Below are 21,342 nucleotides of genomic sequence, written 5' to 3'. Positions count from 1 at the left end.
AGAGCCGCACCGCACTACAGCGCACAATCCCGAAACGATCACTAGATCTCCAGGTCAGCGCATCATCTATCTGGTGATCGTTAGCAGATTTGTCACACAACCTGTTCCGGCTCAACCACAACATCCCGCCCGCGGAGGACCCCATGAACGACGACACACTCCAACTCATCGTCGACCGCGCCGCCATCGCGGACGCGTTGCACCGCTACGCCGCCGGCCTGGATCACGGCGACGCCGACCTGTTCATCTCGTCGCTGACCGAGGACGCCACGGTCGACCTGACACCCGCCACCACCAAGATCGGCCTGGAGTTCCCTGTCCTGACGCCCCGCAAGACCGTGGTGGAGGCACTGATCCCCACGGTGGGCCCGCTGGACACCAGCCACGTGATCAGCAACATCCGTACGACCGTGGACGGCGACACCGCGAAGCTGAGCTGTTACGCGATGGCCCAGCACTTCCCGGCCGGCGAGGGCCCCAAGCCCGAACGGACCAGGCAGGCCCTGATGATGAACCGCTACGACGCCGACCTGGTTCGCGACGGCGAGGTATGGCGCATCAGCCGCCTCACCATCGACAGCGCGTGGTTCTCCGGCGACCCGTCCGTCCTGCTCCCGGACGGCTGACCTCGTACCACTCAAGAGGCCAGGGCTACCAGCAGGAGCAGCCAAGTTGGACATCAATGAACACGGAGAAGGGAAAACGCCACATGAGTGAGAACAAGGTTCTGGCAGATCTCGTCCTTTCGGACTCGACGGTTCATGGCACCGTGAGCGCGCCCATCGACCAGGTCGATCTCGCGGACTGGCTGGGCAACCTGTCCGACGAGGAGTACCAGCGTTGCGCGCCGGGCGAGCACAAGGCGTGTGCGCAAGGCATCACCGACGACGGCCGCCGGGAGACATTGAACGTCGAGATGATCGGTACGACCCTGACCATCCAGCACGCGGTGCACGACATCTTCGAGAAGCACCACCTGCGCCTGGTGTCGCTGTCGGACGCGCTCACACCGAACGGCTGGACCACCTCGCAGGGGATCTGGGAACTGCGCGTCACGGACAACGGTGACGGCACCTGCCGGTTGAGCAACAGCATCCTCGCCCATCCGACCACGGAGGGGATGGACTTCTACGAGGCGAACGGCATCACGTTCGAGCAGGCCGCGGCGGCGCGCCAGGAGGCCTCGGACGCGCACAACCATCGGGAGACGCCGAACTACGCCGACAGCATCACGCGCAGGGCGTTGGCCGCCCGAGGCAAGTGATGCTCGCGGTACGGGCTGGATAAACCGGCAGTTCAGCGGCCGGAGGCGAGAGTGGCCCAGCCGCTTTCGAGGAGGTCGAAGGCGCGAATGACGGCCTGTCGGGGGTCGTCGTCACCACGCGCGACGCGGGGGGCTTCGAGGGCGAAGCAGGCCAGGGCCGTACAGACGGGATCGTCCGCGGGCAGGCCGCTCTCCTCCGCGATGACCCGGGAGAGGGCGTCGGCGTGGCGCAGCCACAGGGCCTGGACGTAGTCGCGCAGCGCCGGGGTGTTGTTGACCAGGCCGAAGAACGCGGCGAAACGGGGGTCGCTCTCCGCGGCGGCCATGCGATGGCGCAGTGCGTGCTCGCGCAGCGCCGCGGGGATCGACCGGCCCTCGGGGCGCTCGCGTACGGCGGCGAGCAGGCGGGCCTCCTGGTCGGCGTCCTCGTCGAAGACAAGGGCTTCCTTGACGGGGAAGTGCTTGAACAGGGTGGTGGTGGACACGTCGGCGGCGTCCGCGATCTCGCGGATGCCGACGTCGTCGTACCCGCGCTCCAGGAACAGGCGCAACGCGGCGTCGGCGATGGCCTGGCGAGTGGCGGCCTTCTTGCGCTCGCGGCGGCCCATCGGTGCTGCCGGGGCGGAGGAGTCTGTCTGGGGCATGGTCACGACTTTACCCCAAAGGTTGGGCAACTTCAAAAGTGCATCAGTTGCACTTAATGAGTCGATGTGCTTTTCTGAGGAAGCGGTCGACGGCGCACCGTCCCGCCCCTTCCCCGTCTTCCTCCTTCCCTGTTGCCCGAAAGGAGTGATCAGCCATGTCCAAGGCCGAATCCCTCCCCTCCACCCCGTCGGCCGTGCCGAAGGACGTGCGATGGGTGCTGCTCGGCGTCATGCTCGCGATGCTGCTGTCGATGCTCGACAACATGGTCGTCAGCACCGCGATGCCCACGATCGTCGGCGAACTCGGCGGCCTGGAGCACATCTCCTGGGTCGTGACCGCGTACACCCTGGTCACTGCCGTCACCACCCCGATCTGGGGCAAGTTCGGTGACCTGTTCGGCCGCAGGCCCATGTATCTGGCGTCCATCGCCGTGTTCATGGCCGGGTCCGTCCTGTGCGGAGCCGCCCAGTCCATGGGCGAGCTGATCGCCTTCCGCGTCGTGCAGGGCATCGGTGCCGGCGGCATCGGTGCGGGTGCCTTCGCGCTGATCGGCGCACTGGTACCGCCCCGCGAGCGCGGCAAGTACCAGGGCATGACCGCCTCGATCATGGCGATCGGCACCATCGGCGGGCCACTGCTGGGCGGTTTCGTCACCGGTCACTTCGACTGGCGGTGGGCCTTCTACATCAACCTGCCGCTCGGCCTGGTCGCCCTGGTGTGGCTGTGGCTGAAGCTGCACGTTCCCGCCACGCGTATCAAGGCGAAGATCGACTGGGCCGGCATCAGCCTGCTGACCCTCTCCATCACCGCGATCGTCCTGGCCGCCACCTGGGCGGGCAGCACCTACGCGTGGGGCTCGTGGCAGATCCTGTCGCTCGGCGCCCTCGCCGTGATCGCGCTCGCCGCGTTCGTCGGCGTGGAGAAGCGGGTCAGTGAGCCGCTGCTGCCGCTGAGTGTGTTCACCGGCCACCGCAACTACCCGCTGGCGATGGTCATGACCCTCGCCGCCGGTGTGGTCATGTTCGGCGCGGGCCTCTATCTGCCGCTGTTCCAGCAGAACGTCCAGGGCGCCTCGGCCACCGACTCCGGCCTGCTGATGCTGCCGATGATGATCCCCGTGGTGATCGTCTCGACCATCGCCGGAAAGGTCATGTCCGCCACCGGCAAGTACAAGATCTTCCCCGTCGTCGGCACCGTGTTCCTCACCGTCGGGCTCGGCCTGCTGGCCACCATGGACGCCGACACCTCACTCGCGCTGACCGGTCTGTACATGGTCCTCGTCGGCATCGGCCTGGGCTTCACGATGCAGATGGCCAACACCATCGCGCAGAACAGCGTCTCCCTGCGCGACATGGGCGCCGCGATGAGCTCGGCCAACCTCTTCCGCACCCTGGGCGGGTCCCTCGGCGTCGCCGTCTTCGGCTCGCTGTTCACCCGCGCCGTCCAGCCGCACCTGCCCGTCGGCGCCGACTCCGACCCGAACGCCTTGCGCGACCTGCCCGTCGGCGCCAGGGACGCCTACCTCACCGCGGTCACGGACGGCACCAGCCACATCTTCCTCACCGCCGCGATCGTCTGCGCCCTCGCCTTCATCGCCGCGCTCGTCGTCATCGAGGTCCCGCTCAAGAAGGCCGGCCCTCCCGCACCCGCCACGACCCACGAGAACACCCCCGAGACCATCACCGTCGCCACGGCCGACTGACATCACCCCCGCGCACGGCAGCACAGTGCCGCGGGACATGAGCCGCGAGACATGAACGGAGCACCACCATGAACACCACCCCCACCTCCCGTACCCCGGAAGCAGCTACGACCGTCGCCGTCGTCAACGCGCGAGTCTTCGACGGCGACCAGACCCTGGAGGCGACCACCGTCGTCTTCGACGAAACCGGCATCCTCGCGGTGGGCGGAGACGCCCCCGAGGGTGCGCAGGTGGTCGACGCCGCGGGCGGGACGCTGCTGCCCGGCCTGATCGACGCCCATGTTCACACCAATGCCGACTCCCTCGCCCTGGCGCTGCGGTTCGGGGTGACCACCGAGCTGGAGATGCAGGGCACGCACACCGCCGACAACCGCGCGCACATCACCGACGACGACACCGTGGCCGACGTACGCTCCTCCGGATTCGGTATCACCCCGCCGGGAGGCCACCCCAGCGAGCTGTTCCCCGAGGGCTTCCGCCCCGGGCCGCCGCCCGGGGCGAACGCCGGAACCAAGCCGTCGGGACCGGCACCGCTGATGCCGTTCTCCACCACCCCCGAGCAGGCGGTCGCGTTCATCCCGCAGCTGATCGAACGCGGCTCGGACTACATCAAGTTCATGGTCGACGACGGCTCCGTCGAGGGCCACCCGGGCCTGCCGATGCTCGACCGGGCGACCTTGAACGCGGGCGTCGCCGAAGCCAAGCGGCACGGCAAGCTCACCGTCGCCCACGCCCTGACGATCGATGCGACCCGGATGGCGATCGAGGCCGGCATCGACGGCCTGGTCCACCTGTTCATGGACGGCCCCCACACCGACGAGATCATCACCCTGATCCGGGACTCGGGTGCCTTCGTCGTACCCTGCGTCGTGCTGAACGCCTCCATGATGGGCATCACCGGCGACCGGCTGGCCGACGACGCACGTGTCGCCGACCGCCTGGACGAGGCCTGGATGAAGACGCTGCGCAGCAGCTTCAACCACTACCCGCAGGGCAGGATCGCCGACGTGCTGGGGTCCGTGCGCGCCTTGCAGGACGCCGGCGTCGACCTTCTCGCCGGTACCGATGTGTCCATGCCGATGACGTTCCTCGGCGGACTCGCCCACGGCGCCAGCGTCCACCACGAACTGCAGTACCTCGTGCAAGCGGGCCTGACCCCGGCGCAGGCCCTGCGCGCGGCCACCTCCACCACCGCCCGGCGCTTCGGCCTCAGCGACCGTGGCCGCATCGCGGCGGGTCTACGTGCCGACCTGCTGCTGGTCGACGGCGACCCCACCACCACCATCAGCGACACCCTCAACACCCGGGCCGTCTGGCGTCGTGGGACCCGGCTCGCCGCCTGACCACCGGACGCCCCCCGGCCACCGAACCGGATCGTCCGGCCCGGATCGTTCGTCCCGGACCGGCCGACCCGGGACGGCTCGCCGTGGAGCAACACCCGCCGGGGCGCCGCCGCTTGAAGCGGACAGCGCCCCGGCGGGCACGGTTCGGCCCGTCCCTCCCCGGAAGGCAGTGGTCTGCGCGGAGGCCCCCCCGGATGGCCAGGATCGCGTCCGCAGAGTGGCGCAGCCGGGCCGGCGGCTCATCCCGAAGTCCCCCTGGGCCGCGGTACCCCGGTATCGCGGCCGGCCGTGAATCAGCCCGTGGTACCGGGTGTCGGGCTGCTCGCCCTTCCTACTGTCGAGGAAGGACCGGCGGAGGAAGTACTCCCGGGACTGTCCACGCGTCGGACGACAGAGGAAGCATGATGATCGAAGTAGAGCGGCTGAGTAAGAAGTACGGGGAGAAGACCGCCGTCGACGGGCTGGACTTCACCGTCAGGCCCGGCGTGGTCACGGGATTCCTGGGGCCCAACGGCGCCGGGAAGTCCACCACCATGCGCATGATCGTGGGCCTGTCCACGCCCACCGGCGGGTCGACGAGAGTCAACGGCCGTCCCTACGCGGCGCATCGGGCACCCCTGCAGGAGCTGGGCAGCCTGCTGGAGGCCAAGTCGATCCACCCCGGCCGCTCCGCCTTCAACCACCTCAACTCCCTCGCGCTCACCCACGGCATCTCCCGCCGCCGAGTGCGCGAGGTCATCGAGATGACCGGCCTCGGCCCGGTCGCCCGCAAGCCCGCCGGCGCGTTCTCCCTGGGCATGGGCCAGCGTCTGGGCATCGCCGCGGCGCTGCTCGGTGACCCGCGGACGGTGATGCTGGACGAACCCGTCAACGGGCTCGACCCGGAAGGGGTGCAGTGGATCCGTAACCTCCTCACCGGGCTCGCGGCCGAAGGACGTACCGTCTTCGTCTCCTCGCACCTGATGAGCGAGATGGCACAGACAGCCACCGCCCTCATCGTCGTCGGTCGGGGCAGGCTCCTCGCCGACACCACCATCGAGCAGTTCATCCTCGACGCCGGTGGCCGCAGTGTGAAGGTCGTCACCGCGGAACCGAACCGGCTGCGGGACCTGCTGCTCGGCCCGGACGTGGAGATCACCGGCGCCACGGGCTCGGGAGAACTCCGTGTCACCGGCCTGGACGCGCGGCAGATCAGCACGACCGCCTTCGAGTACGCGATCCCGGTCTACGAACTCACCCCGCAGGCCGTCTCCCTCGAAGAGGCGTTCATGGCCATGACCGGTGACGCCGTCGAGTACCACGGCACCACCGCCGGCACCCCCCTCAGGAGCACCGTATGAACACCCTGGTCACCGAAACCGCTCCCGCGCGGCCCCGACCCGCCGCCCACGGGGTCACCGGCACCCGCGTGCTGCGCTCGGAATGGGCCAAGCTCTGCTCGCTGCGCTCCACCTGGGTCACGCTGGGGCTGACCCTGGTGGTCCTGATCGCCTTCGCGCTGATCTTCGCCTCGTCGTACGCGCCCGACGAGGAGGGTCCGATGGCGGACATCGGCGACGGTGTCGCCGTGGCCCTCGGCGGGATCAACTTCGCGCAGCTGACGCTGGGGGTGCTCGGCGTCCTGGTCATGGCCGGCGAGTACTCCACCGGCATGATCCGCTCCACCCTGTCGGCGGTCCCGGCCCGCCTGCCCGTCCTGTGGTCCAAGATCGCCGTGTTCGGTGCCCTCGCCTTCGCCGTCAGCACGGTCGCCGCGTTCGTGGCGTTCCTGTCGACCCGGTCCATGCTGAGCGGCTCGGGTATCGAGGTGGGCCTTTCCGACGCGGGAGTGGTACGCAGTCTCCTGGGCGCCGGGGTGTCGCTGGCCCTGATGGGTGTGCTGGGCGTGACGACGGGGGCCCTGCTCCGCTCGGTCGCCGGTGGCATCGGCCTGCTGGTCGGCCTCCTCATGCTGCTGCCGTTCTTCTCCGATCTGCTGCCCGGCGCCCTGAACGAGACGGTGGGCCCCTACCTGCCCGGCAACGCGGCCGCCTCGATGTTCGCCCTCCACCCGGCAAGTGACAGCCTCAGCCCCGGAGTCGGCCTGGCGGCCCTGGTGGGCTGGGTGGCCGTCGCGGCCGCCTGTGCCGCGTGGCGACTCAAGCGTTCCGACGTGTGAGCGGCGTACGCGTACGAACAGGCCCCGGCCGCCACGACCGCTCCCCGCGGTCGCGGTGGCCGGCCGCCTGGGCGGAACACCTTCACAGAGAGCGGGAGGCAATGGGGTCGACCCACCTACGGCGAGGGGAACCGCTCCCGCCCGAACTCGACGTACTGCGCAGCAGTGCTCTGGTGCGCCGGGCCGCGGGCTGGGCCGGCGCCCTGCGCAAGGTGAGCCGCGCACACCCGGTGCAGCTGGACGCCCTGCTGGCGCTGCTCGTGCTGGCGAGCGGACTCCTCGATCTGTACGACCCCAGCCCCGGGCCGGTCCCGGACGTGTCCGTGGAGTCCCTGGGCCCGGGGGCCTCCGCGCTGGTCGCGGGCGCCATGGCGGGCCAGGCGCTCCCCCTTCTCTGGCGTCGCCGGGCCCCGTCCGTCGCGCTGGCGGCGGTGCTGTTCTGCTGTCTGCTCCAGTGGTTCCTGTCCGCCGACTTCGGTACCGCCATCGGCAGTCTCATGATCGCCCTGTACTCGACGGCCCGCTACGACCGGATCGGGAGACTGCCGTGGTCGGCCCTGTGCGCGACGGCGGCTCTCGGCGTCATCACCCTCTGGATCAAGCCGTTCACCGAGCAGACCCTGTACGCGTTGTTCTTCTCTTACTGCGCCGCCACCGCCGCCATCGCCGTCGGCCTGGTGTTCCGCGTACGTGAGGGGCAACTCGCCGCCCTGGCCGACCGGGCCGCGCAACGGGAGGTCGACCGCAAGCAGCGCGAACAACTCGCCGTCTTCGCCGAACGCGCCCGCGCCTCACGGGAGATGCATGACATCGTCGGTCACCATCTCGCCGTGATCATCTCCCTCGCCGACGGCGCCGGAGCCGGCTCCGACACCGGTCGCGGGGCGGAAGTCCTGCCCCTCATCGCCGGCACCGGCCGCCAGGCACTGAGCGAACTGCGCCGCGCGCTCGGCGCCCGGTGCGAGGGCCCCGGCGAGCGGGAGGCCGCCGAGGGCCTGGCTCCGCAGCCGGGCACCGCCGACCTCGCAGGACTTCTCCAGCGTGCCCAGGCCGCCGGTCCGCGCATCTCCTACCGTACGGAAGGCGATCACCACGTCATGTCCCCCGGTGTCCAACTGGCCGTCTACCGCATCGTCCAGGAAGCCCTGACCAACTGTCTCAAGCACGCGGGACCCGACACCGCCGTCGAGGTGGCCCTGCGTGTCACCGGCCGGGAGGTGGACCTGCGCATCCGTGACAGTGGGCCCCCGGTATCGAGACCTGTGCCCGCCCCCGCCGACCACACGCACCGCACTGACCGCACTGACCGCACTGACCACACCGGCCACTCCGGCCGGGGGCTCGTCGGCATCGCCGAACGCGCCGCCCTCTGCGGGGGCAGAGCCAGCGCCGGGGCGACGGGCAGCGGCGGCTGGCTCGTCCACGCCACCCTGCCCCTTCTGCCGCCGCCCGCACTCGGAGAGAACCCCCTATGACCACGGTCCTCATCGTCGACGACCACGCGCTGCAGCGCCTCGGATTTCGCATGCTTCTCGATGCCGACCCCGGCACGGAGGTCGTCGGCGAGGCCGCGAACGGCGCCGAAGCCGTACGGCAGGCGGCCGAACTACGCCCCGACGTGGTGCTGATGGACATCCGTATGCCCGGCGTGGACGGTATCGAGGCCACCCGCCGCATCATGGCGTCCGGCGGCCGGTCCCGTGTCCTCGTGGTCACCACGTTCGACCTGGACGAGTACGCCTACGGTGCCCTGCGCGCCGGCGCCAGCGGCTTCCTCCTGAAGGACGCCCTGCCGGGCGAACTCACCGCCGGCATCCGCGCGGTCGCCGAGGGAGACGCCGTCGCGGCGCCCGCACTGACCCGCCGCCTGCTGGACACCTTCGTCCGGCAAGGCCCGCAACCGGGCGACCGCGCCGGTGGCGCGGACAGCGACCCCCGGCTGGCCGGACTCAGCGAACGGGAAGGCGAGGTCCTGCTCGCCATGGCACAGGGCCTCACCAACAGCGAGATCGCCGCCCAGCTGGTGCTGGCCGAATCCACCGTCAAAACGCACGTCAGCAAGGTCCTCGCCAGGATCGGCGCGCGCGACCGTGTCCACGCCGTCATCATCGCGTACGAGGCGGGCCTCGTAGGAACCCGCTGACCGGCTGCCGTTCGACGCGCTGACCCGACGGTGTCGGCGGGTCATCCCCAAGTCCCCTCGCGGTCGGTACCCCGGTACCTCGCCCAGCCCCGAATCAGCCCCGTGGTACCGGGGGTTCGGCTGCTTCCTCTTCCTACGCTGAGGGCAAGGCCGCGGGCGGAAACACGCTCGAACATGCCTCATCACGAGAGCTTGCGATCGCCTCCGCAATGCTCCCCCGCCCCCACCGACGGGTCACCGTTCCCACACCGCCCAGGCGTGGAACGACGCCGGCCCGATCCGGCCGGGGGTCTCAAGCGAAAGGGCTGTCCTATGTGCGGGATCCATCGCCGTACTTTGCTGAAAACCGTCGGCGCGAGCGCCGCGGTCGCCGGAGCGTCGGCGCTGACGTCCGGCTGCAGCAGCGAGAACGACACCAAAGCGCCGAGCCGGAAAAGCTCCGGGATGACCTCCATCGAAAACGTGAGGATCTTCGACGGAGAGCGCGTCGTCAGCGCACGCACTGTCGTCATCGAGGGCCACAAGATCGTCCAGGTCGGCGGCAAGACCCCGAACGGCGCCACCGTCGTGGACGGTTCCGGCGCCACACTGATGCCCGGCCTGATCGACGGCCACACGCACACCTCGGACGACGGGTTGAAGAACGCGCTGCTCTTCGGCGTGACCACCGAACTCGAAATGCAGGGCGGGGGCCACGACCCCAAGAAGATCGACAACCGCGACGACATCGCGGACGTCCGGTCGGCCGGCACCGGGCTCGGGGCGCCCGGCGGCCACCCGGCCGAACTCTTCCCCGAGGGGGGTCCGCCCGGTGTCCCGACCGGCGCGGACACGGAGAACGGGTCCGGTCCGCCGCCCGACGAGGGGGTTTCGAACCCGCAGGAGGCGATCAAACTGGTCCGCCGGGTCGTCGCGGACGGAGCCGACTACGTAAAGATCATGATTGAGGACGGTTCAACTCTCGGCGCGCCCAACCTGCCCGCCCTGAGCAACGACACGATCGTGGCCGGCGTGGCCGAGGCACACAAGCTCGGCAAGATGGCTGTGGCACACGCGCTGTCCGTGTTGGCCTTCGAGCAGGCGATCGACGCGAAGATCGACGGCCTGGTCCATCTCTTCATCGACCGGCCCGCCGACTCCAGGATCGTCCGCAAGGTCGCGGACGCCAAGGTGTTCGTCACAGCGTGCCTGTGCCTCAACAGATCGATCATGGGCGAGACCGGCGCCGAACTCGCCGCCGACAAACGTGTGAGCTCCAAACTCAGCAAGGAGTGGCTGGACACCCTGCGCCACGGCAGCCTCAACCATTACCCGGAAGGCAACTTCGACGACGTCCTCGGGAGCGTCCACGCGCTCCACAAGGCGGGGGTGGACATCCTGGTCGGCACCGATGTCTCGGTGGCCGTGCGCTACCTCGGCGGACTCGCCCACGGCGCCAGCGTCCACCACGAACTACAGCTCCTCGTCCGGGCGGGACTCACCCCCGTCCAGGCCCTGCGGGCGGCCACCTCGGTCCCCGCCCGCCGCTTCAGCCTGAAGGACCGGGGCCGCATCGCCGAGAACCTCCGCGCGGATCTCCTCCTGGTCGACGGCGACCCCACTCGTAACATCTCCGACAGTCTGTCCATCCGCGACGTGTGGCGCCGAGGAGCCAGGCAGCCCGGCCACTGACCCAACCGGCTGCCCCGCCGGACGCCGGGGTGTGTGGGCCGTTCCCGTCGCCGGGAGGTAGCAGCGACCATCCCCGCCGGCGCGGGGATGGTCCGTCCGGTCCTGCCGCGAACGTCGGTCTTCCAGCGCAGGCGGCCCAGTTCGGCGAGCTGCGCGCCGGGCCGATGCCGGGCCGATGCCGGGCTCGCGACGTTGCTGCGTCACTTGTCGTGTCGAGGGGCGCTGCCGCCGGTGTGGGCGTCGAGGTGGGAGACCAGTTCGGCGAGTTCGGGGAGGGCTTCGTAGTTCCGCTTCTGCAAGTCCGCGATCTTGGCGCCCAGTTCGGGGTCCGGGACATCGGAGATGTCGAAGCTTTCGAACTTCTCCATGAGGGGGAAGCCGATTCGCTCCAACGCTGTCCAGGAGAGCGAGTTCGAGGGACCATTCGAGCAGAGAGCAGCGGCAAGACCATGGCCGCCCGCCACCTTTTGGTCATCAGTCTGTTCACCCGCCCGAGCCATGGTCCCGCCCCCGGCGTCGACCACCGCGTCGCGGAGATCCCCGACGACCCGCTCACGACCGTCCAGCAACTGGCCCAGTACACAGCGCGCGCCGTCGGCGACGGCGTCGCACCTTGGTCCGGTGCAACGCCGGGTTCAACCGCTCCGGTCTGGTCGTGGGACAAGCCCTGATCGAGCTGGGCCATGAACCGACCGCGGCCATCGGCCTCATCCGCCGGCGGAGGTCCCCCTGGGCCCTCAACAACCCGGTCTTCGAGGAGTACCTCGCCACGGGCGTCGGCATCGCCTGTCTCCTTGCCGGACTGGACGCGCCTTCCTGACCGGAGCGAGGTCGCAGCACAGGCTCAGAGCCGGCAGCTGATCTCCATGCCGTCCTCCACCGGGAAGGTGACGCTCTGGTACCCGTTCCGCGGATCGCGCACGTAGTCGAGGCACGGCGCCAGAGCCGGCAGGTCCACGTCGTCCGTCACGACGAGGGTGCCCGGGGCGAGGCGTGGTTCGAGCAGGCGCAGTACGGGCAGGCAGAGGTCCTTCCAGCCGTCGAGCAGCAGGAAGTCCACCGCGCCGTCCACTCCGGCGAGGGTGTCGCGGGCGTCGCCCTCGAGGACGGTGATCAGGTCGTCCAGGCCGGTCTCGGCGAAGGTGCGGCGGGCGGCGGCGGCCTTGTCCGCGCTCAGTTCCGTACTGATCACCCTGCCCGTGCCGTTGTCACGTACCGCGGCGGCCAGGTGGAGCGTGGAGATCCCGAAGGACGTGCCGAACTCGACGACGGTCGCCGGACGCGCGGCCCGGACCAGGTTGTAGATGAGCTTCCCGCCCTCGGCCGAGATAGGCATGTACACCTCGGCGTTGGCGTCCGCCAGTTCCTGCGGGGTCACGCGGGCGAGGCCGTCGGGCCGTGCGGCCTCGATCCGGGCGCCGGTCACTTCGTCCTCCGCGGCCCGGGCGAACATCGTGTCGAGAGCGGATACGACGCGGGGGTCGTGGAGTGTGCTGGTCTGTGTCATGAAACCTAGACTAGACGCACCGTTGCGTTGCGTCTAGACGGGACTGGCCTACTCTTGCCCCGTGGACGCAGACATGGACCGAGGACGTACGGTCGCCGAAGGCAAAGGCGCGGGCGAAAGCGCAGGCGAAAGCCCAGGCCGCGCGGCGCGGCAGCACCACGGCAACCGGCACGGCCGCAGCGAGCGGGCGCGGCAGGCCGTACTCGAAGCCGCCGACGACCTCCTCGTCGAGAAGGGCTTCTCCGGCGTCACCATCGAAGGCATCGCCACCAGCGCCGGGGTCGCCAAGCAGACCATCTACCGATGGTGGAGCACCAAGACCGACATCCTCCTGGACGCCTTCCTCCAGGACGCGGCCGAAGCCCTCACCCCACCCGACCACGGCGATCTGGCCGAGGACCTGCGCGCCCATCTCCACCAACTGGCCCGGTTCCTCACCCGGTCCGACGCGGGTGCCGTCTTCACCGCCCTGCTCGGACACGCCCAGCACGACCCCGCCTTCGCCGCCGTCCTGCGCGACCGCTGTCTCGACGAGCAGCGCCGGCGCGACCGGCTCCCCCTGGAGAACGCCGTGCGGCGCGGCGAACTCCCCGCCGGACTCGACACGGCGGCCGAGGTCGACCAGCTCGTGGGGCCGATCTACCACCGCGTCCTGGTCACCGGGGACCCCGTCGACCGGGCCTTCACCGACCTACTCGTCGACAACTTCCTGCGCCGCCTGTCCCCGGCTCCCGCCGCCCCGGAGCACTGACCCGACGGCACGCGCTTCGACAGCTCCTCCAGGGGCCGGTGGTGCTGTCGAGGCGCGTGTCGTCGTTGGGACATGTCGCACCTGTGCCACCGGAATTCAGTGACACCCATGCGCCGCCAACGGATTCTGTGCAGCAGATGAACTTCTCGCTTCGCACAACGGAAGGCATGGGACCAGATGAGACGGATCCGCCTCATGGCGGCAATATCGGTGGGACTGACGCTGGCCGCCGGCGCCGTGGCGCCCGTGTCGGCCGCTCCCGGCGATGCACAGGACGGGCCGGCGGCGAGCGGCGCGGCCGGCTCGGGCAGCGTCTCCGTACGCCTGATCACCGGCGACCGGGTCACTCTCGGTACGGGTGGTGACGGGGGCCGAGTCGTCTCGGTCGAGCCGGGATCGGGCCGTCGAGGCATCGTCTTCCGGACGCTTGAGCAGGACGGCCGACTCAGCGTTCTGCCCTCGGACGCCGGGGAGTTGGTCTCGGCCGGCCGGCTGGACCCCAAGCTGTTCGACGTGACCGCGCTCGTCGCCCAGCGGTACGACGAGGCGCACACCACCGCGCTCCCGCTGATCGTGGGCGGCGCCGACGGGAAGGCGGGCGCCACGGTGCGGCGGCTCACCGCCCTCGCCGACGACGCTTCCCCCACCCGGCGCCTGGCGAGCATCGACGCCCAGGCGGTACGGGTGCCCCGCGGCGACCTCGGCGCGTTCTGGAAGCAGTTGGCGCCCACCGGAACGGGCACCAGGACGCGCACCGGGACGGGCATGAACAGCGCCGCCGTCGACGCGGTGCCCCGGGTCTGGCTGGACGGACGCGTCAGCGCGTCCCTCGACCGCAGTACGGCCCAGATCGGCGCCCCTGACGTATGGAAGACCGGTCTGCGGGGCGAGCGCGTCAAGGTCGCCGTCCTCGACACCGGCGCCGACCAGGCCCATCCCGACCTGGCGGGCCGGATCGCCACCGCCAAGGACTTCTCCGGCAGCTCCGGAACGGGCGACGGGTTCGGACACGGTACGCACGTCGCCTCGATCGTCGGCGGCAGCGGAAAGGCGTCGGACGGCACCCGCCAGGGAGTCGCCCCCGCAGCGGAGTTGATGATCGGAAAGGTCCTCGGCGACGACGGCTTCGGCAGCGAGTCGCAGGTCATCGCCGGAATGGAGTGGGCCGCGGCGGAGGGCGCCGAGGTCGTCAACATGAGTCTGGGCTCGGACGCCCCGAGCGACGGCACCGACCCCATGAGCCTCGCGCTGAACGAGCTGAGCGAGAGCAGCGGCGCGCTCTTCGTCGTGGCCGCGGGCAACGCCGGCCCGGCCACGGGGACCATCGGCTCCCCCGGCGCCGCGGACGCCGCGCTGACGGTCGGAGCGGTGGACCGGGACGACTCGCTGGCCGAGTTCTCCAGCCGCGGGCCCCGGCCCGGCAACTACGGTGTCAAGCCCGATGTGACAGCCCCGGGCGTCGGGATCGTGGCGGCCCGCGCGGCGGGCACCACCATGGGTGACCCGGTGGACGAGCGTTACACGGCGGCGTCGGGCACATCGATGGCCACTCCTCATGTCGCAGGAGCGGCAGCCCTGTTGACCCAGCGGCATCCCGACTGGTCGGCGGCGCGGATCAAGGACGCGCTGATCAGCACCGCCCGTACCATCGCCGGCCAGCAGGTCACCGAACAGGGCGGCGGGCGGATCGACGTGGCCGCCGCGGCGCTCGGTGCGGTGACCGCCACCGGCACCGTCGCCCTCGGCCCCTTCGAGGCGGGAGACGACCAGACCCGTACCAGCACACTGCGCTACACCAACACCTCCGACAAGGAGGTCACGCTCGCGCTCGCCGTGAAGCTGGCGACCAGCGGCGGCCGCGAACCCGCCGACGGCGCGGTGCGTGCGGGCTCGGACTCCGTACGCGTCCCGGCGGGCTCGACGGCCGAGGTCCCCCTCACCGTGGACCCCGCCCGCGCGGCGCAGGGTGACTACTACGGTCATGTGACCGCGACCCCGTCGGACGGTTCGGACCCCGTCCACACCACGCTGAGCCTGGTCGTCCAGGGGCCCACGCACAAGCTGACCGTCAACACCTACGACCGCGACGGCAAGCGGGTCCAGGCGTTGCCGACGATCTGGGGCGCCGACGGATTCGTCGAGTACACCAGCCTCGACCCGGCGGTCGCCGAGGTCGAGGAGGGCACGTACCAGCTCGACCACGCCACCCTGGACACGGCACAGGACGGAGAGGAGCTGCGCCAGATCGTCCTGCCCGAGGTGAAGGTCACCAAGGACATGGCCGTCACGCTCGACGCACGCCGCACCACCCTGGTCGACATCCGCACACCCCGCCCCGCCGAACAGCGCGGCATCCTCAGCTACCAGACGTACCGGAAGATCGACGGACACGGTCTGATCCAGGGCACGATGTACTTCGACGTCGCCAAACGCCTGTACGTCAGCCCCACCCCGGCCGTCACGGACGGCACGTTCGAGTTCGCCTCCCGCTGGCAGCTCACCGCGCCTCTCCTCGAAGCGACCGTGCCGGGCACCGATCTCGACCTCGGCGCCTACTACATGCCCTCCTCAGAGCTGTTCGACGAGCGGGGCGAGCGCCTGACGGCCGTCGACGCGGGCGACGCGAAGGCCCCGGCGTTCGGCAAGGGCAAGGTACGCGGCAAACTCGCCGTCCTCACCGACGAGGACGGCGCGAACGAACGGGACCTCGCCGAGAAGGCGGCAGCCGCCGGTGCCCGCGGTCTGATGGTCGTCCACTCCTCCGACATCGCCTGGACCCGCTGGCGGCCCGACGGCGAGCGGCTGGCCCTGCCCACCGTACGGATCGGCGCGAGCAAGGGCGCCGAGCTGCTGAAGCGGATCGACAAGCGCTCCACCACGGTGCGGTTCACCGGCACCTCGCGCAGCCCGTACCTCTACGACGTGATGCAGGTGTCCTCGCAGCGGATCCCGGAGCGGGTGGTTCACACGGTGTCCGAGCGCAACAGCGCGGTCGTGCGGAGCACGTACGCCGACAACGGCGGCTCACCGTGGGCGGCCGAACAGCGCTTCGCCCGGCGTCCGTACCAGGACTTCATCTGGAACCAGTACACCCGCCATGTGGCGACCGGCATCGAACGCACCGAGTACGTCAGCGCGGGAGACACCAGTTGGCAGCATCTGGTGCACTACGAGACCACCTTCGACATCGATACGCCTCTGAAGGTGGGCCTGGGCGACACGCCCCGCACCTACCGGCCGGGCGAGCGCGTGGCCGAGACCTGGCAGGGGGCCGTAGCCCGGCCGTCCATTCCGCGCGGCACCGCGACCCCGTCGGTCCGTGAGGGGAACGTACTGTCGCTGCGCATCCCGGAGTTCACCGACTCGACGGCCGGGCACCGGTCGCGGCTGCTCCTCGGTGGGGGCGGGATCGGCACCTCCGGTACGGCGGAGCCCCGTGAACCGGGTGACACGGCGGCGGCCGTGCTGTACCGCGACGGCAAGAAGACCGCCGAGGCCGACGGCGCCTGGACGGACTTCACCGTGCCGTCCGGCGCGGCCGACTACCGGCTGGACCTGACGACGTCCCGGACCTCGCCCGAGTGGGCGTACGGGACGGCCACCGACACCTCGTGGTCGTTCCGCTCCGGCGCCGCCGGAAGGACGGCGACGCTGCCGCTGCTCCAACTCGACTACGACGTACCGGTCGACACGTACAACGCGGTCGGCCGCGGCCGGTCGCACACGGTCGGGCTCACCGTCCGCGCCCAGGACGGACTGCCCGCGCCACGCGGTGTGAACGTCAAGGTCGAGGCCAGCTACAACGACGGAAAGAGCTGGGAGCGGGCCACGGTCAAGAGCCGCGGCGCCGGCACCTTCTCGGCGAAGATCGCCGGACCGGACCGGCAGCGCGGCGACGCGTACGTGACGCTGCGCGTCACGGCTGAGGACTCCTCGGGCAACCGTGTCCGGCAGACGGTCGAACGCGCCTACCTGCAACGCGGATAGCGGGAGAGGGGTTCTGTTCTGAGCACCGGTGGGCGGGCGGCGGGAAGCACCCGCCCACCGGTGTGCGGTACACACGATGCAGTACGGTATGAATTATTCGAAGGTGCGTGAATGTGAGCGCATGGGGGCCAAGGTCTCAGGAGGGCGCCGTGGCGCTGGAGGCCGCCGGGGTATCCGCAGCCGAGGAAGCCGTGTACCGGCTGCTGATAACGACCGGTCTGCTCACCGCCGCCGATGTCGCCGACCGGCTCGGACTGGACGTCGCGGAAGCCCGTGACGTACTGACCGGTCTCGCGGCCAAGGGCATGGCCAGCCACACCGACGGGCTCCCGCGCCAGTACCGGCCGACTCCCCCGGACGTGGCACTCACTCCCCAACTGAAGCGCAACGCGGACGCGTTGGACCGCGCGCGTATCGAGGTCACCAGTCTTCTGGAGACCTACCGGGACACCGCGCGCCGTCAGGACCCCGGCCGGCTCATCGAGGTCATCACCGGCGGCGAGGCCCTGCGCCAGCACCTGCGGCAGATCCAGGCGAGCGCGCGCGACGAGATGCTCTGGTTCTGCAAGGCCCAGTACGTGGCGATGCCCTCGGGCAGCAACAACGCGGAGTTCGACGCGCTGGGCCGCGGCGTGACCTACCGGGTGCTGTACGAGAAGGCCTTCTTCGACGACGAGGGCGCGGTGGACAACGTCGTCGAGGGCGTACGCGCCGGGGAGATGGCCAGATCCGTACCCCATCTGCCGTTGCGCCTCGCCGTGGCCGACCGTGCCATCGCCATCTGCCCGCTGGTTCCCGGGGGACCGCACGGCAGCCCCGACGAACCGACCACCGCGCTGGTCCGGGACAGCAGCCTCCTGGCCGCCCTCATCGCCCTGTTCGAACGCTACTGGGAGGACGCCGTCCCGCTGGACGTCGACGACTCGGGCGCGGTCACCGGGACCGACGGCGCCGGAGCGCCCGACCCGCTCTCCTCCATCGACAGACGGCTGCTGTCACTGCTGGTGGCGGGCGTCGCCGACAAGGCGATCGCCACCCAGATGGGACTGAGCCGGCGCACCGTGCAGCGCCATATCCAGCACATGATGGATCTCGCCGGGGCGACCACCCGGATGCAGCTCGCCTGGCAGGCGGCCCGGCGCGGCTGGCTGTGACCGCCCCCGCCGTGGCCGCCGGCACGTGCGCCCGTCCTACGAGGACGGGGCGGTGGCCCCGGCGGGCGACGCCGGCTCGGCGTCCGGCTCCTCCGGCGGGTCGGTGAGCTGCTCGCGTACGTAGTTCCAGATCACCGCGATCAGCGCGGCGACCGGTACGGCGAGCAGGCTGCCCACGATGCCCGCCAGGCTGGCACCCAGCGTCACCGCCAGCAGGATCACCGCCGCGTGGAGGCCGAGTCCACGGCTCTGGATCATGGGCTGGAACACGTTGCCCTCAAGCTGCTGCACCAGGATGATGATCGCCAGCACGATCAGCGCGTCCGTCAGACCGTTCGACACCAACGCGATGAGCACCGCGACCAGTCCGGCGAACAGGGCGCCCACGACAGGCACGAACGCGGAGACGAACGTCAGTACCGCCAGCGGGAGTACGAGTGGTACGCCCACGATCCACAGGCCGAGCCCGATGAAGACGGCGTCGAGCAGGCCGACGAACGCCTGGGACCGTACGAACGCGCCCAGCGTGTCCCAACTGCGGGCGGCCACGACCGGGATGTCGGTGGCGAGGCGGCCGGGCAGCTGACGGGTCAGCCACGGCAGGAACCGCGGTCCGTCCTTGAGGAAGAAGAACATCAGGAAGAGCGCCAGGACGGTGGTGACGACGCCGTTGACCACGGTGCTGACGCCCGTGATGACCGTGGTGACCATGCTGCCGACGCTGTCCTGAAGACGGGCCATCCCGGTGTCCAGCGCACCGGTGATCTCGTCGTCGTCGATGTTCAACGGCGGCCCCGCCGCCCACTCCCGCACCTTGTCGATACCGTCGGTCACTCCCGTCGTCAACTCGCCCGACTGGGACGCGACCGGAACCGCGATCAGCGCCACGACGCCGGCGGCGGCCACCAGGAACAGCACCGTCACGACTGAGGCGGCCAGGGCCGGACGCCAGCCGTGATTGCGCAGAAAACGGGCCAACGGCCAGGTCAGCGTGGTCAGAAGCAGGCCGACTATCAGCGGCCAGACGATCGACCACATGCGCCCCAGAAGCCAGAGAGCGACCGCGGCCATGACGAGGACGACCAGCATCTCGCCGGAGACACGGGCCGATGTACGAAGCGCGGCGCGCGTCTTGGTTGAACTCAACGTGACAGACATGGAGGTCACCCTAAGGGCACCGCGACAGGCCGCTGACCGCGCGAGGCGTGGGCACCGGAGCGCGACTCGGACCGCTGCTTCGCGGGTACGTCTGGAGACACATCTCGGGGGCGGTGGGCAATGGGGGGAACGCGGTGTTGGCTCTTCTGATCTCAGTCCTGGCGGCGCTCGTGTCGCTGGGGTCGTTGATCCTCGCGTACGCGTCCAGCCGCCGGGCCCACATGCCCGTACTCCAGTTCATGTGGGAGAGCGGGCAGGGCGGCGGGGAGCCGCGGTGGTCGCTGGTCAACGTCGGAACCGGCCCCGCGACCAATATCGTGGTGGCCCAGGCCGTACGAACGGGGCTCACCCGTGGTGTGGACCGCGAGCGGTGGTTCAACCCCGTACTCATTCCGTCGATTCCGGCGGGTGGCAAGCTCGCGCTGACATGGCTCGGCGGAACCATGGGCCTGAACTGCGGACTGGGCGCCAGCTATACGGACGTCGAGAGGTACTTCTACACGACCAAATGCGGCGATGACGTGTCGATGTTCTTCGTCGGTCTGCACCTGCCGCGTTGGCCGCTGTTGAAGTTGGAGGACCGGAAGGCGGTCAAGACATGGTGGGGCGTGGAGGATCTGTCGGGCCCTCAGTGGTCGGCGGTCGCGGAGGGAGCCGCCCGGAGGCGTTGGTGGCTCCTGCCGCGTTTCGGGGTCTGCCGTCGGCTCGGTGGGTGGGCCGATCCGGTCCTCTCCTACGTGCCGAGTTGAGCGAGTCCGGCGACAGCGAGTTCGGGGGCAGCAAGTCCGGGGGGCAGTATGTCCGGGGGGCAGTAAGTCCGGCGGCTACGCGCGTTCCGCGAGCAACTCCGCGAGGTGGTCGGCGAAATCGGTGAGCCGGTCCAGCCGCGGTCCGCCACGGGCAACACGGAAGCCGTACCGCCGAGCCCAGAACGCGGCCTGGACGGCGTGGAGTTGGGACCATCGCTGGACGCGCGCGCGGTCCAGCTCCGCGACCTCGCTGAAGATGTCGAGGATGCGGTGGGCGGCCTTGCGCAGGTCGGGTGCTTCGAGGAGGGTCAGCGCGCGCGACTTGAGCAGCGTACCGGCGTCGTAGGCGGGGTCGCCCACACGGCCCTTGGGGTCGACGGCCAGCCATGGTTCACGGTCGGCGCGCAGGATGTTCCTGGCGTGCAGATCGCCATGGACGAGGCTGTCCGCCTGGACGCGTCCCAGCTCGCGTACGGTCGCGGCAGCCGCGTCCACGACGTAGGGCGACATGGTGTGCGTCAGTTCCTCGGCGTCCTTGCGCAGTTGCTCCTCCCACGCGTCGGCCTGTTCGCGCAGGCGCGGCAGGCGGGGTGGGCCGGGCGGCGCGGGGACGGCCAGTCGGTGATTGATCCGCGCCGCGACCGTCACCACCTCATCGACGTCTTCGACTTCCGCCAGGGTCGACGTGTGGACGCGCTCCAGCAGCATCGCGAAGTTCTCGTCGTCCCGCGCGTGCAGCCGTACGGCCCCGTGCCCGCCCCACACGGCGAACGCGTCCGGCTCATGGACGTTGCCGGGGTGCGGGAACGACACCTTCAGCACCGCGGCCCCCTCGCCCCGCCGTCGCACCGGGACGACGACCCCGACGCCCCCGTGCATGACCTCGCCGTCGGGCACGCATCCCCAGCGCCCCAGCAACTCATCGACGATTCCGGGCAGTTCGGCGAGCCAGGCCGCTCCAGGCTCCCCTTCGCGTTCGACAGTGCTCCGCGCGAACACGTCCGGTACCGCGATCATCCAGGCCCCTCGCTCTCGGTCGCCCCGCTCTACTCCGCTCCGGGAATTGAACCGGAACACTCGTTTCGCCGACAACCGGGGCGGGCTGCCCCC

At 70.3% G+C, this 21,342-nt stretch carries 19 protein-coding genes; 14 read left to right on the top strand and 5 right to left on the bottom strand.

Translation table 11 applies throughout. The annotated features are described in order from the left end of the window. Positions 1-143 precede the first annotated feature (143 nt). Positions 144-626: a nuclear transport factor 2 family protein gene (locus ACFT9I_RS23270; protein ID WP_382567046.1), complete on the top strand. Its 483-nt coding sequence runs from the start codon at positions 144-146 to the stop codon at positions 624-626. Positions 627-709: 83 nt separating this feature from the next. Continuing rightward, the gene (locus ACFT9I_RS23265) at positions 710-1,264 is read left to right on the top strand and encodes a hypothetical protein (RefSeq protein WP_382567045.1); all 555 of its coding nucleotides are present in this window, start codon (positions 710-712) and stop codon (positions 1,262-1,264) included. A 32-nt stretch (positions 1,265-1,296) separates the two neighbouring features. On the opposite strand, the gene ACFT9I_RS23260 is transcribed toward ACFT9I_RS23265, so the two are convergent. Further along, positions 1,297-1,908, bottom strand: a complete 612-nt coding sequence (locus ACFT9I_RS23260; RefSeq protein ID WP_382567043.1) for a TetR/AcrR family transcriptional regulator — start codon at positions 1,906-1,908, stop codon at positions 1,297-1,299. Positions 1,909-2,063: 155 nt separating this feature from the next. On the opposite strand from ACFT9I_RS23260, the gene ACFT9I_RS23255 reads away from it, so the two are divergent. The 7 genes from ACFT9I_RS23255 (at position 2,064) to ACFT9I_RS23225 (ending at position 10,926) form a co-directional block, all read left to right on the top strand. Continuing rightward, the gene (locus ACFT9I_RS23255; RefSeq protein WP_382567041.1) at positions 2,064-3,611 is read left to right on the top strand and encodes an MDR family MFS transporter; all 1,548 of its coding nucleotides are present in this window, start codon (positions 2,064-2,066) and stop codon (positions 3,609-3,611) included. A gap of 68 nt (positions 3,612-3,679) precedes the next feature. After that, positions 3,680-4,954 (top strand): amidohydrolase family protein, encoded by a 1,275-nt coding sequence (locus ACFT9I_RS23250; protein WP_382567040.1) that lies wholly within the window; start codon positions 3,680-3,682, stop codon positions 4,952-4,954. Between the two features lie 404 nt (positions 4,955-5,358). Beyond that, positions 5,359-6,294 carry an ABC transporter ATP-binding protein gene (locus ACFT9I_RS23245; RefSeq protein WP_382567059.1) on the top strand — a complete coding sequence of 312 codons (936 nt, stop codon included), beginning with the start codon at positions 5,359-5,361 and terminating at the stop codon, positions 6,292-6,294. After that, positions 6,291-7,112, top strand: coding sequence for an ABC transporter permease (locus ACFT9I_RS23240; RefSeq protein WP_382567038.1), 822 nt, complete (start codon positions 6,291-6,293; stop codon positions 7,110-7,112). Before ACFT9I_RS23245 ends, ACFT9I_RS23240 begins: the two co-directional genes overlap by 4 nt. Positions 7,113-7,213: 101 nt before the next feature. Further along, complete coding sequence (locus ACFT9I_RS23235; RefSeq protein WP_382567036.1) at positions 7,214-8,587, top strand: sensor histidine kinase; 1,374 nt, start codon at positions 7,214-7,216, stop codon at positions 8,585-8,587. Next, a complete protein-coding gene (locus tag ACFT9I_RS23230) occupies positions 8,584-9,255 on the top strand; it encodes a response regulator (RefSeq protein WP_382567034.1) in 672 nt (223 codons plus the stop codon). The genes ACFT9I_RS23235 and ACFT9I_RS23230 overlap by 4 nt, the downstream gene beginning before the upstream one ends. Before the next feature lie 444 nt (positions 9,256-9,699). Then, positions 9,700-10,926: an amidohydrolase family protein gene (locus ACFT9I_RS23225; RefSeq protein WP_382567032.1), complete on the top strand. Its 1,227-nt coding sequence runs from the start codon at positions 9,700-9,702 to the stop codon at positions 10,924-10,926. Between the two features lie 200 nt (positions 10,927-11,126). Here the strand turns inward: ACFT9I_RS23225 and ACFT9I_RS23220 are convergent, their stop codons facing one another. Continuing rightward, positions 11,127-11,294, bottom strand: coding sequence for a hypothetical protein (locus ACFT9I_RS23220; RefSeq protein WP_382567030.1), 168 nt, complete (start codon positions 11,292-11,294; stop codon positions 11,127-11,129). A 287-nt stretch (positions 11,295-11,581) separates the two neighbouring features. Between ACFT9I_RS23220 and ACFT9I_RS23215 the strand changes: the two genes are divergently transcribed. Then, positions 11,582-11,746, top strand: coding sequence for a hypothetical protein (locus ACFT9I_RS23215; protein ID WP_382567027.1), 165 nt, complete (start codon positions 11,582-11,584; stop codon positions 11,744-11,746). A gap of 24 nt (positions 11,747-11,770) precedes the next feature. On the opposite strand, the gene ACFT9I_RS23210 is transcribed toward ACFT9I_RS23215, so the two are convergent. After that, entirely contained in the window at positions 11,771-12,433 is a 663-nt protein-coding gene (locus tag ACFT9I_RS23210) for an O-methyltransferase (RefSeq protein ID WP_382567025.1), read from the bottom strand. Positions 12,434-12,494: 61 nt separating this feature from the next. Between ACFT9I_RS23210 and ACFT9I_RS23205 the strand changes: the two genes are divergently transcribed. The 3 genes from ACFT9I_RS23205 to ACFT9I_RS23195 all read left to right on the top strand — a co-directional run bounded on the left by ACFT9I_RS23205 (position 12,495) and on the right by ACFT9I_RS23195 (position 18,325). Then, on the top strand, positions 12,495-13,184 hold the full coding sequence (locus tag ACFT9I_RS23205) for a TetR/AcrR family transcriptional regulator (RefSeq protein WP_382567023.1): 690 nt from the start codon (positions 12,495-12,497) through the stop codon (positions 13,182-13,184). Between the two features lie 177 nt (positions 13,185-13,361). Beyond that, on the top strand, positions 13,362-17,171 hold the full coding sequence (locus ACFT9I_RS23200) for a S8 family serine peptidase (protein ID WP_382567021.1): 3,810 nt from the start codon (positions 13,362-13,364) through the stop codon (positions 17,169-17,171). 149 nt (positions 17,172-17,320) lie between these two features. Continuing rightward, positions 17,321-18,325: a helix-turn-helix domain-containing protein gene (locus ACFT9I_RS23195; protein WP_382567058.1), complete on the top strand. Its 1,005-nt coding sequence runs from the start codon at positions 17,321-17,323 to the stop codon at positions 18,323-18,325. A gap of 36 nt (positions 18,326-18,361) precedes the next feature. Here the strand turns inward: ACFT9I_RS23195 and ACFT9I_RS23190 are convergent, their stop codons facing one another. Next, the gene (locus ACFT9I_RS23190) at positions 18,362-19,483 is read right to left on the bottom strand and encodes an AI-2E family transporter (protein WP_382567019.1); all 1,122 of its coding nucleotides are present in this window, start codon (positions 19,481-19,483) and stop codon (positions 18,362-18,364) included. 134 nt (positions 19,484-19,617) lie between these two features. Between ACFT9I_RS23190 and ACFT9I_RS23185 the strand changes: the two genes are divergently transcribed. Then, complete coding sequence (locus ACFT9I_RS23185; RefSeq protein WP_382567018.1) at positions 19,618-20,232, top strand: hypothetical protein; 615 nt, start codon at positions 19,618-19,620, stop codon at positions 20,230-20,232. 75 nt (positions 20,233-20,307) lie between these two features. Here the strand turns inward: ACFT9I_RS23185 and ACFT9I_RS23180 are convergent, their stop codons facing one another. Next, on the bottom strand, positions 20,308-21,249 hold the full coding sequence (locus tag ACFT9I_RS23180; protein ID WP_382567017.1) for an aminoglycoside phosphotransferase family protein: 942 nt from the start codon (positions 21,247-21,249) through the stop codon (positions 20,308-20,310). Positions 21,250-21,342 lie beyond the last annotated feature (93 nt).

Origin of the sequence: Streptomyces sp. NPDC057137 (assembly GCF_042670825.1) — a bacterium.
Taxonomy (GTDB): Bacteria; Actinomycetota; Actinomycetes; order Streptomycetales; family Streptomycetaceae; genus Streptomyces.
This window is presented reverse-complemented; position numbering and strand designations above follow the sequence as displayed.